General features: G+C 55.0%; 13 protein-coding genes. 2 read left to right on the top strand and 11 right to left on the bottom strand.

Annotated elements, in window-relative coordinates:
• Nucleotides 1–78: 78 nt before the first annotated feature.
• The 8 genes from MYS68_RS34440 to MYS68_RS34405 all read right to left on the bottom strand — a co-directional run bounded on the left by MYS68_RS34440 (nucleotide 79) and on the right by MYS68_RS34405 (nucleotide 8,913).
• Nucleotides 79–954 carry a carbohydrate ABC transporter permease gene (locus MYS68_RS34440; RefSeq protein ID WP_248930060.1) on the bottom strand — a complete coding sequence of 292 codons (876 nt, stop codon included), beginning with the start codon at nucleotides 952–954 and terminating at the stop codon, nucleotides 79–81.
• A gap of 18 nt (nucleotides 955–972) precedes the next feature.
• Nucleotides 973–1,842 (bottom strand): ABC transporter permease, encoded by an 870-nt coding sequence (locus MYS68_RS34435; RefSeq protein ID WP_248931107.1) that lies wholly within the window; start codon nucleotides 1,840–1,842, stop codon nucleotides 973–975.
• Between the two features lie 270 nt (nucleotides 1,843–2,112).
• Nucleotides 2,113–3,036, bottom strand: coding sequence for an EamA family transporter (locus MYS68_RS34430; protein WP_248930059.1), 924 nt, complete (start codon nucleotides 3,034–3,036; stop codon nucleotides 2,113–2,115).
• Between the two features lie 130 nt (nucleotides 3,037–3,166).
• The gene (locus MYS68_RS34425; RefSeq protein ID WP_248930058.1) at nucleotides 3,167–4,783 is read right to left on the bottom strand and encodes a response regulator; all 1,617 of its coding nucleotides are present in this window, start codon (nucleotides 4,781–4,783) and stop codon (nucleotides 3,167–3,169) included.
• Between the two features lie 107 nt (nucleotides 4,784–4,890).
• Nucleotides 4,891–6,630, bottom strand: a complete 1,740-nt coding sequence (locus MYS68_RS34420) for a sensor histidine kinase (protein WP_248930057.1) — start codon at nucleotides 6,628–6,630, stop codon at nucleotides 4,891–4,893.
• A gap of 144 nt (nucleotides 6,631–6,774) precedes the next feature.
• Nucleotides 6,775–7,623, bottom strand: a complete 849-nt coding sequence (locus MYS68_RS34415) for a polysaccharide deacetylase family protein (RefSeq protein WP_248930056.1) — start codon at nucleotides 7,621–7,623, stop codon at nucleotides 6,775–6,777.
• 233 nt (nucleotides 7,624–7,856) lie between these two features.
• Nucleotides 7,857–8,144: a YciI family protein gene (locus MYS68_RS34410; RefSeq protein WP_248930055.1), complete on the bottom strand. Its 288-nt coding sequence runs from the start codon at nucleotides 8,142–8,144 to the stop codon at nucleotides 7,857–7,859.
• Between the two features lie 109 nt (nucleotides 8,145–8,253).
• Nucleotides 8,254–8,913 (bottom strand): NADPH-dependent F420 reductase, encoded by a 660-nt coding sequence (locus tag MYS68_RS34405; RefSeq protein ID WP_248930054.1) that lies wholly within the window; start codon nucleotides 8,911–8,913, stop codon nucleotides 8,254–8,256.
• A gap of 121 nt (nucleotides 8,914–9,034) precedes the next feature.
• Between MYS68_RS34405 and MYS68_RS34400 the strand changes: the two genes are divergently transcribed.
• A complete protein-coding gene (locus MYS68_RS34400) occupies nucleotides 9,035–9,877 on the top strand; it encodes a LysR family transcriptional regulator (protein ID WP_248930053.1) in 843 nt (280 codons plus the stop codon).
• 122 nt (nucleotides 9,878–9,999) lie between these two features.
• On the opposite strand, the gene MYS68_RS34395 is transcribed toward MYS68_RS34400, so the two are convergent.
• Entirely contained in the window at nucleotides 10,000–10,827 is an 828-nt protein-coding gene (locus MYS68_RS34395; protein WP_248930052.1) for a helix-turn-helix transcriptional regulator, read from the bottom strand.
• 202 nt (nucleotides 10,828–11,029) lie between these two features.
• Between MYS68_RS34395 and MYS68_RS34390 the strand changes: the two genes are divergently transcribed.
• Nucleotides 11,030–11,971 carry an NAD-dependent epimerase/dehydratase family protein gene (locus MYS68_RS34390; RefSeq protein ID WP_248930051.1) on the top strand — a complete coding sequence of 314 codons (942 nt, stop codon included), beginning with the start codon at nucleotides 11,030–11,032 and terminating at the stop codon, nucleotides 11,969–11,971.
• A gap of 469 nt (nucleotides 11,972–12,440) precedes the next feature.
• Here the strand turns inward: MYS68_RS34390 and MYS68_RS34385 are convergent, their stop codons facing one another.
• Both MYS68_RS34385 and MYS68_RS34380 read right to left on the bottom strand, forming a co-directional pair.
• Nucleotides 12,441–13,865, bottom strand: a complete 1,425-nt coding sequence (locus MYS68_RS34385) for an amidohydrolase (protein WP_248930050.1) — start codon at nucleotides 13,863–13,865, stop codon at nucleotides 12,441–12,443.
• Between the two features lie 20 nt (nucleotides 13,866–13,885).
• Entirely contained in the window at nucleotides 13,886–15,007 is a 1,122-nt protein-coding gene (locus tag MYS68_RS34380) for a Gfo/Idh/MocA family protein (RefSeq protein ID WP_248930049.1), read from the bottom strand.
• Between the last annotated feature and the right edge of the window lie 21 nt (nucleotides 15,008–15,028).

Below are 15,028 nucleotides of genomic sequence, written 5' to 3'. Positions count from 1 at the left end.
TTCCCCCTGTTTGAACGATTTGTCGTTTATTGTGTATTGTGCTCTATACTAACCGGACTATTGCGTCCGGGTACAACCTTAACCTTTTACCGCGCCTACCGTAAGCCCTTTGATGAAATATTTCTGGAAAAACGGGTACGCACAAAAGATCGGCAAAATTCCGATCACGGCGATCGCCATCCGCACCGTATCCGTCGGAATGCTCGCGCCCGCGGTGCTGGCGATGTCGCTTTGCTGCAGAAACTGCAGGTCGGTCAGCATCCGGTTGAGCATATTTTGAATGCTGAACAGCTTGCTGTTCGTCACATATATCAACCCGTTAAACCAGTCGTTCCAATACGAAATGCTGAGCATCAGACCGATGGTGGCGAGAATCGGCAAGGACAGCGGCATGACGATGCTGCAAAAAATCCGGAATTCCGTCGCCCCGTCGATATAAGCCGATTCGATCAAAGCAACCGGAATGGAAGTCGCGAAATAGGAACGGATCAGCAGGATGTAAAATCCGTTGGTCAAAAGTCCCGGCAGGATCAGCGCGAGAATCGTATTTTTCAAGTGAAACACTTCCGTATAGACCAGATACGTCGCCACGAGTCCGCCGTTAAACAGCAAGGTGAAAAATACGATGAACGACAATATTTTTCGCAAGGGCATATCGCTGCGCGACAGCGGATACGCCAGCAGCGTGGAGATGATGATCCCGACCGCCGTTCCGACGACCGTTATGAAGATCGTAATTCCGTAAGCTCTGAGCAGGGTGGCGGAATCCTTCAGCAGAAAGATATAAGCGTCGAGGCTGAACTTCTCGGGCCAAATCGAATATCCGCCGGTGATGAGCGCCTTCTCGTCGGTAAACGACGCCATGAACAGCAGCAGGAACGGAAACAAACAGGCGCAGGTCGAGATGACGAACAATGTATGGACGACCCACTGATTGAGATGGTTGGATTTCATACGAGTGCAGCTCCTTTGTCAAAATAGGGCTTGATCGCGATTTTTGCGGCTGACCGCATAATTGGAAATCAAGACCAGGATGAATCCGACCAGCGATTGGTACAAGCCTGCCGCGGAAGACATCCCGATATCTCCCAGCGTCATAAGGCCCCGGTACACATACGTATCGATGACGTCCGTCGTCGGCTGAAGCGGCCCTGAATTAAGCGGAACCTGATAAAACAAGCCGAAGTCGGAATAAAAGATGCGGCCGATAGCCAGCAGAGCCATGATCGTGATGGTCGGCGTCAGGAGCGGCAGGGTGATCGCGCGGATTTGCTGCCATTTGCTTGCGCCGTCGATCGTCGCCGCCTCGTAATATTCCTGATCGATCCCTACGATCGATGCCAGGAAGATAATGCATAAGTAGCCGACATGCTTCCAAACGTTGACGATCGTCAGTATATAAGGCCAGTACTTCGGATCCGAGTACCATGAAATCGGCTCCAGCCCGAGAAGCGGCAGGATGTGATGATTGACGAAACCGTTCTCCGCGTTAAGAAAAGCAAGCACCAGATAACCGACGATCACCATCGAAATGAGATGAGGCAGCAATACGACCGTTTGGTAAAAACGGGACATGAAGCGATGCCTCACTTCGTTCAGCAAAATCGCGACGGCCACCGCCAGGGCCAGGTTGAGGATGATGAAGAAGCCGTTGTACAAAATCGTGTTTCGCGTAATGATCCAGGCATCCGACGTTTTGAACAAATATTCGAAGTTCTTGAGCCCCACCCAGTCGCTTCCGAGAATGCCTTTGCGGTAGTTGATATTTTTGAATGCGATAATGACGCCGAACATCGGCATGTAGTTGTTGATCGCCAAATAAAGAAGTCCCGGTATGACCATCAAAAACAAGGCCCGATATCGTTTGAACGTTTTCCACGCCGCTTTCGCCCTGGTCTGTTTTTTAAGCCCGGACAAGTCCTGGTAGCTGATCCCCGTCGTGCTTTCCATAGCTGCCTTCCTCGCTTTCCTTTGTATGCCCTTATTGTAACGGAACCTGTCCCTTCGTTCTTACCAATAAAACGACCTGGCGCTTTTGATTTTCCGACTTTCGAACTTTCCAACAAAAAAATAAGGAGCACCGTGCTCCACGGCGCCCCCAAGCATTCTTTTTTATTTAGCCAATCGAAGAATGACAATCCCGACAATCACGATAAAAAGTCCCCATAACTCCAACCTCGTAAACCGTTCCTTTAGCCCGAAACGGGCATAAAGCAGCACAAACACAACATTCATCGCAACTACGACCGACACCAGACTCGTTACACCCAATCTGAAAGCCGGCATAATCAGCATCATCCCGAAGATGTTCGTTAAACCGACCACCATGCCCCATTGTACGGTTTTGGCAAAATTCCAGGGAGCCTTTGCCGCAGCTTTATGCGAAGCTTCAACCGGCCCCCCGGCCTCTTCCCTGGAAGCTGCCACCTCTCCGCGCGCCGCGGCTGTCCGTTTCTTGCTCAACATCCATGTGAGCCCGAACAACAGCATTCCGGTTACATACATGACGGAAAGCGTCGGCAATGTCTCCGCTTTGAGCAAGGTTGCCTGTTTGGAAGCCAAATCGGTAATCCCGAATCCGAACATGGTGACAATGCCCCATTGCGCCCCTTTTAAATTATTCCATGTAATATCGTTCGAATAGCGGATTAATAAAAGTCCCGCAACAATGATAACAAACGAAATCGTTTGCCATATATTGAGTTTTTCACCCCATAAAAAATAAGCCATGATGGCGACAACGACCGGCGGCAGCCCGGTAAACATCGCGATGACCGCCGCTTTTCCAACGGCGAACCCCCGGTACATAGCCATGTTCGCTATATACGAAAACAAACCGATAATAGCACCGACCCAGGTGCCTGCAGACCAATTTTGTCCCGCAAACAAATTAATTGCCAATGAAACGATCGTTCCGGTCAAAAATACGCTGAACAACAGCAAGTTCCTGTCAATCGGACGCTGCGAAGTCCATTGGTACAAAATCCCTCTCAGTCCGAAGCAGACGGCGGCGCTTGCCGCAAAAACAAACCACATCGTAGCAGTCTCCTTGTCGTCTTTTTATTCATGATAAAGGAGACGGCTCCTTTTTTGAACGGAAATGATTTTAGGTTGTTTTGTAATTTTTTTAGCATGTTATCCTGTCCGTTAGGAGCGAAGGCGGCCGTTATGCCTGCATATGCTGCCGGTGCTGCTTGCGGTAATCGTTGGGGCCTACGCCGACGGCTTTCTTGAAGATGGTCGAAAAGTAAGATAAATTCGAGTAGCCCACGGTGAGTGCGATGTCGCTGACGGACTGATGGCCGTTTTTTAAAAGCTCCTCGGCCAGCTGCATCCGCCGCTGCTGCAAGTAATCGGAGATCGGCATGCCCACTTCCTTTTTAAACACTCTGGTCAAGTAATCCGGATTGAGGTACACCGCGCTTGCAATGTCTTCGCGGGATAACGCCTGCTGCCCGAGGTTTTCGTCGATGTAGCGCTTCACCTTCTCCACGATCGACATGTTTTCCTGCACGGACTGGATGCGGTTCATCGCAACCTCGATCACGTAGGGAATCCATTCCTGAAGCGCAGACAGCGACCGTACGGCCCGTTCCGGCTTCTCCGTAAGCAGATTGGTCGAAAACACATCGTGCGCCTGCAGCCCCTTGCTGTGCAGAACGAAGAAAACCATTTGCAGAACGTCCTGATAAAACACGTGAAGCCACTGGGCATGGATGCCGCCGGGCAGCCGTTTGAGCGATTCCATATACTCCGTCAGGTCGGCAAGCAGCTTCTCCTTCGCCCCCTGCTTCATCCACTCGGCCCAGACCGGAAAATGCGGAGGATGCTCAGGGGAATTGAACTTGCCCATATCGCTGAGCGTTAGCGTCCGGTTCATCATCGTCACATTGTTTTCGTCCAGCTTTTGCAGCGCATGCACCATCGAAACCATCCCGGGAATTGTTACCCGTTTCCCAATGTAGCAGCACAAATCGCAAAAGAAGAACTCGTTGCAGGATCGAATATATTGATCGCAATCCGCCGCAACGTCTGCGGCCCGGTTATCCGCCATGGGCAAAATAACCAGCAGCGCTCCGCTCTGAACTGGGACGGCGATGGACGAAGGCATATGTCTCGCGACTTGCTCCATCGCCGCATTTTGCAGCGCATATTCCATAATCTTGAGCTCCCGTGCCGTAAGCTCCTTGCGCCAAATTTGCACGCGGATATAGACGGGCAAAAACAGCGTCTCCTCCGAAAAAGGCATGTTTTGCTTCTTAAGCTGCTCCCCTATGCTTTCCGGCGAAGAAGGCACGACCTGATGGATCAAATCCTGCCAAAACCGTTCCATCAGCACCGGCTGATGGGATTCCCACAGCTCGTAATACCGCTTGTAGGTCGATTCGAACGCAAGCATCTCCCGGCCGGCGCGAATTTTGTCCAGCGCCTTCCGAATGGTCGCTTCCAGCTCGGAATAATCCACCGGCTTGAGCATGTAATCGAAGCTGTCCAGCTTGATCGCCTGTTTGGCATAGGAAAAGTCCGCGTGGCACGTTAAAAAGATCGTCTCCGTCTGCGGATAATATTGTCTGACCCATTCCGCCAGCTCGAGGCCGCTCCCCTGCGGCATTTCAATATCGCACAGAAGCACGTCGGCCGGCTGCGCTTCGAAAGCTTCCCTGGCCTGCCTTATGTTGTAGGCGGTTTCCACGGAAGCGATCTGCAGTTTCTCCCAGTCGACTCCCATCTGTAGCCCCCTGACGGCGTGGGCCTCATCGTCGACAATCAACACGCGATACATCGGAAAACCACCTTCCCGGAAGTCATCTTAAGACAAACTTGCGGCTCCTTACCTTCCATTCAAATCACCCGGCCATTTTTGCCGAATCCGATCCGGTCCGCGGACTCTCAGCTCATCACCGCCGGCAATTGCAGCTCCACCTCGGCTCCTCCGGATGCCGCATTCGCAAACCGGATCGCCACATCCGTCTGATAAAGCAGACGCAATCTTCGCTTCATGTTCCACAGCCCGATATGCTCTCCCTGATCGCTGACCGGCTCCTCACCCGTCTGCAGCTGCTGCAGAACCGCCTCCGGAAAACCCGGTCCGTTATCTACGATCCATATCCGCATATAAGGCGCCTCCGGCTTGTCCGGCATGCAGGATGCATCGGCGCGTATCCGGATTTCCATCGGGTAGTCGGTGCTCATCGCGTGTTTGATGCAGTTCTCCACCACCGTTTGCACGACAAGCGGCGGAATCATCGCTCCCTTCAAATCTTCCATACATTCGATCCGATAAGACAAGCAGTCCGGGAAACGAAGCTGCTGGATGCGCAAATAGTTTTCCGTATGCTTCAGCTCCTCCTGCAGGGAGACAAGATGCGAGCTGCTGCGAAACATGAACCGGAAGTAAGCGACCAAACATTTGGTCATTTCCTGAATCAAGGCAAAATCTTTCACCGTAGCCAGATTATAAATGATGTTTAACGAATTGAGAAAGAAATGCGGGTTGATTTGCAGCTGCAGATGCTTCAGCTCGGCTTTTTGCAGGTTCAGCTTCTCTTCGTACACATGGATTTTCAGATCGTGAATTTCCGCAATCATGCTGTTGAACGTTTCGTTCATCATTTCGAACTCTGTGGAAGCTGCCTGCTCCTGTAGCCGCGTTTCCCACTTCCCATCGCGGATTCTCCGCATCGCCGAGAGCATTCGGTTAATCGGCAGGAGAAAAATCCGTCTCATGAAAAACACGAAAAGCAGCACGAACAAACAAGCGATCACGGAGATGATGGAGGCGATCCTTTGCATGAAAGGGAGCTTTTCCAAAATAATGTCGTCCGGAATCAAAGCGATCAGCCTGAAATCCCCTCTTGTCGAAGATTCCCCAATCACCATATATTTGACGCTGCTTCCGGATAAGTAATAAGGCCCTGTGTCCGGCTTCAATTCGATCGATTGCGATTCGATGAGATCCAGATGGTTGATCGGCTCCAGACGCTCCGTGGCAAGCAGGGCGGCTCCGGATTTGCCAAAATCGATTAAAGACAGGGGAACCATAATTTTTTCCGCATTGACCCAGGCTCCGACATACACTTTCCCGACTTTGACCATGTGGAACAAATAAAAATTCCCGTTATCTTTCCATATATACCAGCGTTTGTTGCTGTAAGAGGATTTATCGTCCTGAAGCATGCGGGCGACGGAAGCTTTGACGGCTTCCCGCTCCTCCAGGCTGGCTCCGAAATTTTGATTCATGATCAGATCGCGGCTGGCCTCGGAGTAAATGAAAAACAAATCGATGAATTTGTAATACCGGATTTCATTCGATATCAGATTGTTCAGGCGGATTTTCGCCTTCAGGTAATCGTTTTCAGCCGCCGGGTCGGTATTTTCCAAAATGATGAGATCGGTATTCAGCTGAGACAAATCGTATAAATAATCGTCCACCTGCTCCAAATTCCGATCGATTTGTCCCATGTACAAGCTGAGCAGGTTGGCGTTCGTTTGAGCGACTCCGTTTCGGACTACCTGAACGGCATAATGGTTGTTGACCAGCAGCACGGTAACGAGCGGCACGATGATGAGTACGATGACGGCAAGCAGCTTGAAGCGCAGCGAATTGAGATGTGCTCTGAAAGTGGTCATTCGGATCCGTTCTTCCTGTTCGTGATGTTTGTTAGTTTGTTAACCCATTGTACCATACGAAAAACGTCCCGACGTAGCCCCTCTTGTTTCCAAGCGGGACCATTCCCGCTTGATCAGACCGGTGCCGGGGACCTGCGGATCGCGTCAAGAACGCTGCATGTCGCGAATCTCCCGCCAGGTGATCAAGCGGATGTCCTCGTCCCTCAGCAGCCGCTTGATCTCTTCATCGCGAAACACATCGAAATCATAGCGGCGAAGCTGCCACGTGCCCGTGATTGCCTTCAGCTCTTCCGTATCCAGCGACGGATGGAGGATCAGCTCCGTGAGGCCGGGCTTCAGCCCCTTGATGATGCGGACAGCCGCCTCTTTCGTGTAGGTGTATGGGGCTTGTGCCGCTCCGGCCGGCGGAAAAAAAGGCAGCATCTCGATGTAGTCGGGAAGCAGCACTCCTATTTGGCTTGCCCGCTGCACGAGCCGCTCATGCTGCGGATACTGGAGAAGGGCTCCTTTCCGTTCGTGTTTGGGGTAACGCAGGGGAAGGGCGTATTTTTCGCAAAGCTCCAGTAAAATTTCCGTAACGTGGTACATCGACCCCATATGGTTATCGATATTGGTAATATCGATTCCAAGCCGCAAAGCGAATTCGATTTGCGCTGTGGCCTCCTCGCGAAGCTCCTCCGGATCGGCATGATGGATGACAGACCTGGTATCCGCCGGGAAATAACCGTTTTCGTCGACAAGAGTGGAGAGCCGGCAGTTCAAAGGCCCCCATTTGTAATGCTCCCATTCGCTGGTATGCGTAAGATGCACCCCGACATCCGCCCGCGGGTACCGTTTCAGGAAAGAAACGGCTTCAAGGAGCCATGGACAAGTCATCATCAGGCTGGCCGAAGTTACGGCTCCTTCCGCAAGTAATGTCGCAATAGCCCGATTCGTCGAGTGACACATGCCGTAATCGTCCGCATTAATGATAAGCAAGCGCTCGCCAGTCATATCTGTTCCTCCCGCACGCACATTATTTGATTTCATTGTAGGGCATCCCCCGGCCCGACACTATCATTTTATCGACCAATTGCTTTTGGAATTCCGACTTTTTGGGCTGTGTGCCGGATGCGCCTCCGATTCAAATCATGTAAAGAAAACTCTTTCCTAAGCATTGATATAACAAGAAGCCTTCCTCGGGCTCATCGTTTCATGAGCTGAGAAGGCTTCTTTTTCGAACCGGCTTATGACTTCAAATCTCCCAGGGAGGGGATGTACTTCGTCGGAATGAAGCGGATCGGCTCGTACGTTGCGGCTCCATGCCGGAAGAACGGGTCGTTTTCGATAAACTGCCGCACCTCGTCGTCGCTCTCGAACCGGGCCCAGATCACCCCGCCGGTTCTCGGCTCCTTGCGGCCGGAGCAGATCAGCTTCCCTTCATCGTACCCTTTCTGCAAATACGCCGCATGCTCGGGGAGCAGGCGGTCGACTTCTTCCAGCGGTTTTACGTAAGTCAGCAGGATCACATACATCGGATGGTTCTCTCCTCTCTCTCCAGTGCGCTTATTTGCTTAAATCGGGGCGATTTGAGCCGGAATCAACCAGGTTTTTGGGACTATCGTTGGCGGCGGCACACACGTCTCATTCGTCGCCGAGCCCCCAGAGCCGCCACGAAACAAGCGGATAAGTGCCGTACCGCTTCGCCAGCTCCCGTGAAAACAGCGTCATCCGTTCGATCGTCCGGTTGTTCGCCAGGCGGCCTCCGTCCAGAAAGCGGAACGGCAGTCCTTGCAGCATGCTCATGACAGTCCGCTTGGCCTCCTCGTCGTCGGAGGTAACGAAAACGTCGCTTTTCAGCCCATGGCGCTCCGGTTCGGAGAGCACTTCCCAGAACGTATTTTTGAAGGCGCCGACAAACCTGGCGCCGGGGGCCAGCTTCTGCAGCTCCTCCGCCGACGATGTGTTATAATCAGTCGTAAAATCGTCGAACGCGGCGTTAAACGGATTCGTGATGTTGATCACGATTTTACCATGGATGGCCGCCTGATGCGAGGGGAGCCACGCCGTCTGGTCCTGGTGCCAAAGCGCCGGAATAAGGATATCGGCGGCGTTCAGCGCCTCCTCATGCGATGCCGGCTCGATGGACAAGCCGCGCTCGGCTATAAGCGCCGCCGCTTTGGCTTTGTCGCGGGATGCCCAGAGCAGGCTGCCTGCCGGCAGATGCCCTGCCAGCATTCCCGCCAGCTTGACGCCCATGCGTCCCGTGCCGATAACGGCCGTTTTCATCGTCTTTGTTGTCATAGTTGATCGCCTCCTCAGGTTATGGACCGATCATAGCACGGCCCGCATCCCGGCAGAATTTCCGCATTGGCATAGGGGGCAGAACGAAACGTTATAGCTTGTTTACCGGGGAGAGATTCGGATGAATACGGAATGGTTCGAAACGTTTTTGGAGGCGGTGCGGCTGAAAAGCTTGTCCAAAGCCGCCGACCGGCTGCACCTCACGCAGCCGGCGGCCAGCAAGCAGCTTCACAGCCTCGAGGAGGCGCTCGGCGTGAAGCTGCTCGAGCGGTCGCCCGCGGGCGTGGCGCCGACCGCCGCCGGGCAAAAGCTGTACGACCGGCTCGTGCCGGTCGTGAGCGAGCTCGCGGCCATCCGGCGCGAGCTGAAGGAAACGGCCCAGCCCGTGCGGCTGGGCGCCATCCCGAGCCTTGCGGCGCACTACCTGCCGCAGCGGCTCGCCCGCTTGCAGCCGCCGGGGGCGGTGCAGCTCGCGGTGTACGGCACGTCCGCCGAGCAGCTGGCGGCGCTGACGGCCGGCACTCTCGACGCGGCGCTCGTCGAGAGCCGGTACGCCGCTCCGCCGTATTGGTCGGCGGAGGTGCTGACGGAGCCGTACTGCGCCGTGATGCCGCAGACGCATCCGCTGGCCGCACGCGCGGAAGTCACGCTGGAGGAGCTGGCGGAGGAACGCCTCATCGTTCACCCGCCGGCCTGCGACATTCGCCGCAGCATCGCGGAAGCGTACGAGGCGCGGCGGCTCGCGCCGCTCATCGGAGCCGAAGTCGGCTTCGGCGAATCGATCATCGGCTTCGTCGCCGCGGGCGCCGGCATCACGATCATGCCGCGCCTCGCGGCCGAGCATGCGGGCCGGCTCGGGCTCGCGGCCGTACCGGTCAGCGGCTTCGGCCGCGAGCGGACGATCGTGCTGCTTGCCGCATCGGCAGCTATCGGGCAGGCGCTTATGCCCGCGCTGACCGGCTAGCCGACGGCCCCCGAAGCGGCTGCCGCATGCCGCAGCCTTCGCCGCATCTGCACCCGCATCCGGTATGCATCGCCGCGAGCTCGCCCCGGGAGAGACGCAACACCCCGCCTCGCTGCAGAGACTTACTCCCCGCCCGACAAGCTCAACCGTTCGTGCAAAAGCTTCGCGGTACCCGGAGCCGCTGTGTATACCATAAGCTGCAAATGCTTGTTCATCGCCGGATTCAGGGCGACATATTCGAACTCCAATCGCCCGATCCCGGGAATATCCCACAGCTTGTGACAATCGGCGGGCGGACTTATATCGTGGCGGTTCCAGTGCAAACGAAACCACTCGCTCGTTTCCGCCAGCTCTCCGATTAACGCATGGATGGCCGGATCCTGCGGATAGCGGGCGTAATCGGCCCGAAAACGCGCAATCATCACCTGAGCTTTCATCTCCCAATCTGCGGAATTGGCCCGAACGGACGGATCGATCAAGAAACGCTTCAGCCAATTCGGTTTTTCCTGCGCAGCCGAATGCGCCGGGAGGCGAAATACAAGTTCCGCCGCCCGATTCCACAGCAATAAATCCCAGCTTTTGCGCATCACCAGCGCAGGATTCGGATCGAGCGCCATGACCGTTCTTTGCAGCCCCACGGAAATGTCCGCGTCATCCTCTACAGGCGCGGGCGGCCTTGCCAACCGGAATAAATGAAGACGTTCCTCCGCAGAAAGCTTGAACACCCGGGCCAGGCTGTCGAGCACCTGATCCGACGGGTTCGTCTCCCGGCCCTGCTCCAGCGAAATGTACCAGGAGGTGCCGATATGCGCGAGCTGAGCCACCTCCTCACGCCGCAGTCCCGGCGTCCGCCGCCGTCCGTAGGAGGGTAAACCCGCCTCTTCCGGCGTCATCCGTTCCCGGCGCGCGCGAAGAAACTCCCCCAATGTGAAACCTTCCCGATGCTTCAAGCCGCTCTCCTCCTTTATCCTGCCGCTGCCTATCGTACGATTCGTACAGGCAGGCAGAGAAAGTCCGAATCTGAGATAGTAGTAAATGACGCTTCCTTGTCCGGTACCGGTTTAAGCCCGGTTAGCGCGTTAAACTTATCATACTGAAGCGGGCTTCGGATTGACAAGGGAATGTGACCCCCTTAGAACGGAGGATGTAAATATGATTCTCATTACAGGCGGCATGGGGTTTATCGGCCTGCATGCAGCAATGTCTCTTCTCGGGTTGGGCGAGGACGTCGTCATCACCCGCTTCCGAGAATATCGTCTGCCGTCGTTTCTTCTTCCTTTTTTAAACAAGCGGTTATTTGTCGAAAAGGCGGATGTTCGGAACGCGGAGGATTTGCTCAGAGCCGGCCGTAAATACGCCGTTACCGGCATCATGCATCTGGCTTCGCCGCCGCTGCGCGGTCCGGTCGCCGAAGGGCTGCGCAGCAATGCCGAGGGATTGCTTCAGGTGCTCGAAGCCGGAAGCAAACTGGAAGTGGACAGGATCGTGCTGGCCAGCTCGATCGCCATTTACGCCGGAGTCGATGCCGATGTCTGGCGTGAAGATGCTCCCCTGCCGATCGATTCGCCTTATCCCATGACCGCTTACAAGAAAATGTTCGAAATCATCGGCTGCTATTACTCTGCGCAAACCCAGCTAAGCGTGGTCAGCGCACGCATCTCCGCGTACGGGCCGCTTGCCCGCGGCTTATATTTTTTTCCGGCGCAGGCCGCGCACGCAGCAGTGAAAGGAGTGCCCGTTTCCACACTGATCAAAGGCGGGAATCCGCCTCATGCGGAGGACGGAATCGATTTTGCATACGTGACGGATACGGCCGAGGTGCTCGCCAGGCTGCAGACGGCCGCATCGCTGCGGCATTCGGTTTATAATATCGGCAGCGGCAGGAGAGTAACCAACCGGGAAATTGCGGACGCCGTCCGCTTGGCCTCACCGGACGCGGTCATCGACCTTCAACCCGGACAAAGCGATCACCCGTTATATCCGCCTCTTCATATTGGACGATTGAAAGAAGAGCTCGGATGGTCCCCGCGTTACAGCGTCGAACGAGGGATTGCCGAATATATCGATTGGTTGAAAATGGGCAACCCCTTTTAACATGCAAGCAAGGAGAACTGGCGGTTCGATTGCAGAAAAATTTTTCAGCCCGAGGCGGTCCGACTAATACTTTTCTAATAATTGTCGGTTAATCTTTAAGAAGAAGGCCGCTTGTGCACATGGACGATATCCCCCACCTTTCGATATACTCCTCTCCTCCCCGGAGTTCCGCCAAATGTCAAGACTCTTTCTGCGGGGCAAAGCAGACCGAGTGGCGCACTCTCTTCTCTTCGCGGTCCCAGCGATTAAGGACATGGATCGGGACGGAGCGCCGGCGTGCCGCAATAACAGCCGGACGCATCGACCAAAGGAAAAACGCAGAACCAGGGAGGGAGTCTGCGTTTTAAAAAAGTAAAACGTATTTGCAAACATCGATCTTCGAAGCGGGTCATGTAACTCGCTTCTTTTTTTATGCTTACCAACGACTCTGGCGTACTTAAAGTAGAATGTTATTGCATGAAGCCACAACTTACCTTCTAACCGGGCCCGGAACCGAACCGTCCGGAATCGGGCTCTGATATACGCGACCCGCTATCCGCTGCCGGTGCTCCGCCTTTGCTTTCTCCAGAAGCTCGGGCTGCTGAAGCAGCTCCAGAACCGTCGCACCGATCACTTTGCCGGCATGCAGCATGCCTTTGTGGCCAATTGACATGCCGACCTGGCTCACAGCCTGCCAGGAATGCAGGGATGTGCCGAGTGCCATGCTGGCGATCCAGCTTTGCACCGTGGGTACCTTCCAGCTGACATCCCCCACATCCGTCGAACCCATGGCGACGGCAATCTCCTGCCGTACCTCATACGGCTCTAGCCGATCCGCGAACGCTTTACCCGCCAGCTCCGGCGGGAGACCATGGTTTCGCTCCGCCTCGGTCAGCGTGGAACGTATTTCTTCCGCGAATCGCGCTTCATCTTCGTCAAACTCCGGACAACCCAGTTCGGCGAATTTCTCATACATCGCTTGTTCGAATGTCCGATTGACGATGAGCTCGGACGATCCCGCATCGAATTCGATAGCCAGCTTCGTCCCGGTCATCAGTGCCGCTCCTTTTGCGACATTGCATACCCGCTCATACAAATCCGCAAGCTGCTCGGATTTGGGCACGCGTATTTTATACAGCACTTCCGCTTCCGCCTGCACCACATTCGGCGAGAGGCCTCCCGTATTCGTAATCGCATAATGGATCCGCGCTTCCGGAATGATGTGCTCGCGCAAGTAGTTGCAGCCTACATTCGTCAGCTCGACCGCATCGAGAGCGCTCCGCCCCAAGTGAGCATCGCCGCCTGCGTGGGCGCTGCGTCCGTGAAACCGGAAGTACATTTGGCAGGTCGCGAGGCTGGAGCTGCTCATGATATGATTGGTCGTTCCGGGATGCCAGGTGACGGCGGCATCCACGTCGTCGAACAGACCGTTTTTGACCATAAAAGCCTTGCCGCCCCCGCCTTCCTCTGCCGGACACCCATAGAAACGAACCGTCCCCGGCAGCTTATTCTCCTCCATATATTGGCGGACGGCAATCGCCGCCGCGATTGCGCCGCTGCCCAGAAGATTATGTCCGCAGCCGTGACCGTTTCCCCCCTGAACAACCGGGGACTTGCGGGCTTCTCCTCTCATCTGGCTCAGCCCGCACAATGCGTCGTATTCTCCCAGAATGGCGATGACGGGTTTACCGGAGCCGTAGCTGCCTACTACAGCCGTTGGAATACCGCCGGCACCGCGCTGTACGGCAAATCCTTCTTTCTCCAAGACTTCGGCAAATAATGCCGATGAGCGCCGCTCCTCATAACGGGTTTCGGCATACTCCCAAATCTGGTCACTGATCCGGATAAATAAACTCTTTTTATTTTCCACCAAATCGGCTATTCGCTGCAAGGCGTTCGAAGTCGATTTCGTCATGGTTACCGCTCCTTCAACAACTATTCCTTGTAAAACAAATCGGCTTTCGTCGCATCCAGGTTTACGGGCATGGCTGCAGGTCTGTCGCACGAACCTTGCATGACATAATGCCTGCCTTCGCTGGAAGCGATATGGAAACCGTGCATCGCCTCCAAAACCTGATAGCCGATATCACCGCTTGCTCTATGCGGGTACCCCAGGCGGATGCCGTACGCCATATCGAGCAAGCCGATGCCTCTTGAATTGTCCGTAAAGCCATGCGTGAGCGGCATCTCCATCCACTCGGCATCTTTGCCGGCAAGCCGGATTCGCACCGGGCCGCCGAACGTGTTCGGGTCCGGCACCGACAAGGTGCCGTGGCTGCCATAAATTTCGATGCGGGGCAGTGCCGAACCGCCTTTAATATCAAAGCTGGTGATGATCGTCGCCACGGCTCCGCCGGCAAAGTCAAGCACGCCGGCTACATGGGTCGGCGTCCGTACCGGGATTTTCTGCCCGTATCTCGCCTCGCTCGTAATCGTCCGTTCCGGGAATGAAATTGCGGCAGAACCGGTGACGCGGGAGATCGGACCTAACAACGTGATAAGAGAGCTGAGGTAATACGGCCCCATATCAAACATCGGCCCGCCGCCTACGTCAAATAAGAACTCCGGATTCGGATGCCATCTTTCCGGCCCTGCCGACATCATGAACGCGGTCGCAGCTACCGGCGTACCGATCCAGCCGTCGTCGATCAGCTTGCGGCATGTTTGAATGCCCCCGCCCAGCACGGTGTCCGGAGCCACTCCGACCCGCAATCCTTTTTTCCGGGCTGCTTCAAGAATACGCTTGCCGTCCTCCTGCGAGACAGCCAGCGGCTTTTCCGAATATACATGTTTGCCGGCTTCAAGTGCGGCGATGCTCACTTCAGCATGGACAGCCGGTATCGTCAAATTGATCACCATCTCCAAGTCGGGATCGGCAAGCAGCTCATCCACCGTACATGCGTTAGGCACGCCGTATTCTTCCGCTCTGGCCTTGGCACGAGCCAAATCGATATCCGCGATAGCCGCCACCTCGAGCAAATCGAACGATTGACAATTTTTCAAGTAAATGCCGCTAATTACACCGCAGCCGACGATACCTACCTTCATTTTGTTCATCTCTTCATCCCCCTTAGTCCG

The sequence above is a fragment of the Paenibacillus hamazuiensis genome, from assembly GCF_023276405.1.
GTDB classification, from domain to species: Bacteria; Bacillota; Bacilli; order Paenibacillales; family NBRC-103111; genus Paenibacillus_AF; species Paenibacillus_AF hamazuiensis.
Note: the sequence above shows the minus strand (reverse complement) of the source record. Positions and strands in the feature narration are given on the sequence as shown.